At 73.5% G+C, this 3,247-nt stretch carries 3 protein-coding genes and 1 riboswitch; of the genes, 1 reads left to right on the top strand and 2 read right to left on the bottom strand.

Annotated elements, in window-relative coordinates; translation table 11 throughout:
* Positions 1-43 precede the first annotated feature (43 nt).
* Positions 44-733 carry a C40 family peptidase gene (locus tag CTKZ_RS19080; RefSeq protein WP_225915906.1) on the bottom strand — a complete coding sequence of 230 codons (690 nt, stop codon included), beginning with the start codon at positions 731-733 and terminating at the stop codon, positions 44-46.
* A 92-nt stretch (positions 734-825) separates the two neighbouring features.
* Positions 826-985: riboswitch (cyclic di-AMP (ydaO/yuaA leader) on the bottom strand.
* Positions 986-1,268: 283 nt separating this feature from the next.
* Positions 1,269-1,970, bottom strand: a complete 702-nt coding sequence (locus CTKZ_RS19075; RefSeq protein ID WP_124344398.1) for an iron-dependent transcriptional repressor DtxR — start codon at positions 1,968-1,970, stop codon at positions 1,269-1,271.
* A 114-nt stretch (positions 1,971-2,084) separates the two neighbouring features.
* Here CTKZ_RS19075 and serC point away from each other — a divergent pair, with 114 nt between their 5' ends.
* Positions 2,085-3,230 carry a phosphoserine transaminase gene (gene serC / locus CTKZ_RS19070; RefSeq protein ID WP_235843560.1) on the top strand — a complete coding sequence of 382 codons (1,146 nt, stop codon included), beginning with the start codon at positions 2,085-2,087 and terminating at the stop codon, positions 3,228-3,230.
* Positions 3,231-3,247 lie beyond the last annotated feature (17 nt).

The following is a 3,247-nucleotide window of genomic DNA, read 5'->3' as shown; positions in this document are numbered from 1 at the left end:
CGACGCGGACGTCGCCGGGGCCTCGGTGAAGCGGTGCCTGGGGTCAGCCGACCCGCAGGAAGACCGGCGAGCTCTGCCAGATCGCGCGGAACTGGACCGTCTTGCCGGGACGCGGCGAGTCGATCTGCTGGTTGCCACCGGCGTAGATCGAGATGTGCCCGGGGCTCCAGATGAGGTCGCCCGGCTGCGCCTGGTCGCGGGAGATGACCGTCGCCGCGGCCTTGATGCCCGACGACGTGCGCGGCAGGGAGACGCCGAGCTGCGCGTAGACGTACGAGACGAAGCCCGAGCAGTCGAAGCCCGCGGGCGACGAGCCGCCGGAGACGTACGGGGTGCCCACGTAGCGGGCGGCGATCTCGAGGACCGCGTTGCCGGCGACCGACTGCGGGATCGGCGCGTTGGTGGCCGCCTTCGCCGTCGTCGTGGTGGCGGCACGGTCGGCGGTGCGCGACGTCGTGGTCGCCGTGGCACGACGCGTCTCCGGCGGAGGCGTCGGCTTGACGGCCGTCACGGTCGGGGCGTCGAAGGTCCACGCGGCCTCGGCCGGGGAGCTCACGACGGGGGACGTGTTGAGCACGGCGCGCGCGGACGCGGTCAGTGCTGCGGTGTCGACGGAGTTCAGTGCGCCGGCGGCCGAGTCGGACGTGGCGCCCGCGGGAGCGGCGCCGATCATCGTCACGACGAGGCCGGAGGACGCGGCGACGACGGCCGTACGACGGCCGACGGTGCCCATCTGCTCCGAGGCGGCCGAAGCAAGCTCGGTCAGAGGCGTCGAGGGACGACGCGCAGACCGGTGCCGGGCGCGAGTGGTGCTCACGGTCACGAGGTGCCTCTCCTGTCGCCTGCGAGGTGAGCTGTCGGGTTCGGGTGGGAGAACACCCGGCGTCGGTGGCGGTCCTGCTGCCACCTCGGCTTCACCCCAAGGTCACCGTCTCCGGTGGACCACAAATCGTGGGTCCCCCGCCCCTGCCGGCGGTTCGTACGGACCTCGGGGCGGCGGCAGGGTTAGGCGTTCCGCTCGAGGGCTTCGCGGAGGAGGGTTCCTTGAAGCAGGTCGAACGTACAGGACCCCTCCGGCGATTGTCACGTTCCGATCACGAAGAGAAACGTCCGAAGTTGGACGCCCGTCCGGCGCGCCGGGGCGACACGCCGGGACCACCTGGGAAGACGGTCTCCGGCGCGTGGGAGCGCGCACACGGGCAGGTGGCCGATCTCACCCGCTCCGGTGAACGGCGCGCGCCGCCCGACGGGCGTGTGTCGCGCAGGGGTCAGCGGACGCCGACGAAGATGTGCCGCGCGACGTCGTCGGGGAGGTCGAGGACCGTCGCCGAGCCCGGCACCGCGACCGTGACGACGCCGTCGCCCCGCTCGACGTCGATCTCGCTGCCCGGGCGCACCCCGGCGTCGGCCAGCCGGCTCAGCAGCTCGACGTCCACCTGGAGCGGCTCGGCGATGCGCGCGACGACCGCCCGGCCGCCGTCCTGGCCCACCGCCGGCGAGATCGCCGTCAGCGGCGTCACGCCGTCGAGGAACCCCTCGTGCGTGACCTCCTCGCCGATCTCGGCGAGACCCGGGATCGGGTTGCCGTACGGGTCGAAGTGCGGGTGGTCGAGCAGCGACGCGAGGCGCTTCTCGACGCGCTCGCTCATCACGTGCTCCCAGCGGCACGCCTCCTCGTGGACGTACGGCCACTCCAGGCCGATGACGTCCGTGAGCAGCCGCTCGGCGAGCCGGTGCTTGCGCATCACGCGCACGGCCTTCGCCTGACCCTCGGGCGTGAGCTCGAGGTGCCGGTCGCCCGTGACGACCACGAGGCCGTCGCGCTCCATGCGCGCCACCGTCTGCGAGACCGTCGGACCCGAGTGACCCAGACGCTCCGCGATGCGCGCCCGCAGGGGCGTGCGGCCTTCCTCGGTGAGCTCGTAGATCGTCTTGAGGTACATCTCCGTCGTGTCGATCAGGTCGCTCACCGCTACGCCTCCACCATCAGTCCGTGCCTCGGCGGGTGCTCACCGCCCGGACGCTGGGGACAGATTAGTTGGTCGGTCCGACCGTCCGGGGTCCTGACCGCCTATCCTCGGGCCGTGCCCGCCGTTCCAGACGCCCCGCCCGCGGTGACGATCCCCGCGCACCTCCTGCCGCGCGACGGCCGGTTCGGCTCCGGGCCGTCGAAGATCCGCCCCGAGCAGCTCGACGCGCTGGCCCGGACGGGGTCGACGATCCTCGGCACGTCCCACCGGCAGGCGCCCGTCCGTGCCGTCGTCCGACGCGTCCGCGAGGGTGTCGCCGCGCTGTTCGGGCTCCCCGACGGGTACGAGGTGGTGCTCGGCAACGGCGGCTCGACCGCGTTCTGGGACGTCGCGACGCTGTGCCTCGTCGAGCGCCGCAGCGCGCACGCGTCGTTCGGCGAGTTCGGCGCCAAGTTCGCCACCGCGGCGGCGCGGGCACCGTTCCTCGACGAGCCCGTCGTCACGACCGTCGCGCCCGGCCAGGTGGCCGTGCCCGCGTTCGCGGACGACGTCGACGTGTACGCGTGGCCGCACAACGAGACGTCGACCGGTGTCGCCGCCCCCGTGCGCCGCGTCCCGGGCTCGCGCGAGCAGGGCGCGCTCGTCGTGGTCGACGGCACGTCCGGCGCGGGCGGCCTCGCGGTCGACGTCGCGCAGACCGACGCCTACTACTTCGCGCCGCAGAAGTCGTTCGCGTCCGACGGCGGGCTGTGGCTCGCGTGCCTCTCCCCCGCGGCCGTCGAGCGCGCCGCGCGCATCGAGCAGGGCGACCGCTGGGTCCCGGAGTTCCTGTCGCTGACCACGGCCGTCACGAACTCGCGGCTCGACCAGACCCTCAACACGCCCGCGATCGCGACGCTCCTGCTGCTCGCCGACCAGCTCGAGTGGATCCTCGACCAGGGCGGCCTCGCGTGGGCCGCGGAGCGGACGGCGACCTCGGCCGGGCATCTCTACGGGTGGGCCGAGTCGCGCGACTGGGCGACCCCGTTCGTCGCCGACCCGGCGGCGCGGTCGTCGGTCGTCGGCACGATCGACCTCGACCCCGAGGTCGAGGCCGCGACCGTCGCGAAGATCCTGCGGGCGCACGGCGTCGTCGACGTCGAGCCGTACCGCAAGCTCGGTCGCAACCAGCTGCGCGTCGCGATGTACCCGGCGGTCGACCCCGAGGACGTCCTCGCACTGACCGCGTGCGTCGACCACGTCGTCGAGCAGCTGTCCTGACCCCCGGACGCACGACG

Source organism: Cellulomonas algicola (genome assembly GCF_003851725.1).
Taxonomy (GTDB): Bacteria; Actinomycetota; Actinomycetes; order Actinomycetales; family Cellulomonadaceae; genus Cellulomonas; species Cellulomonas algicola.
The sequence above is the reverse complement of the archived record's forward strand: the minus strand, read 5'-3'. Positions and strand labels throughout refer to the sequence as shown.

Excerpts from the sequence above, each read along its gene's own strand:
- CTKZ_RS19080 (WP_225915906.1), bottom strand. The coding sequence starts at position 733 with ATGGGCACCGTCGGCCGTCGTACGGCCGTCGTCGCCGCGTCCTCCGGC.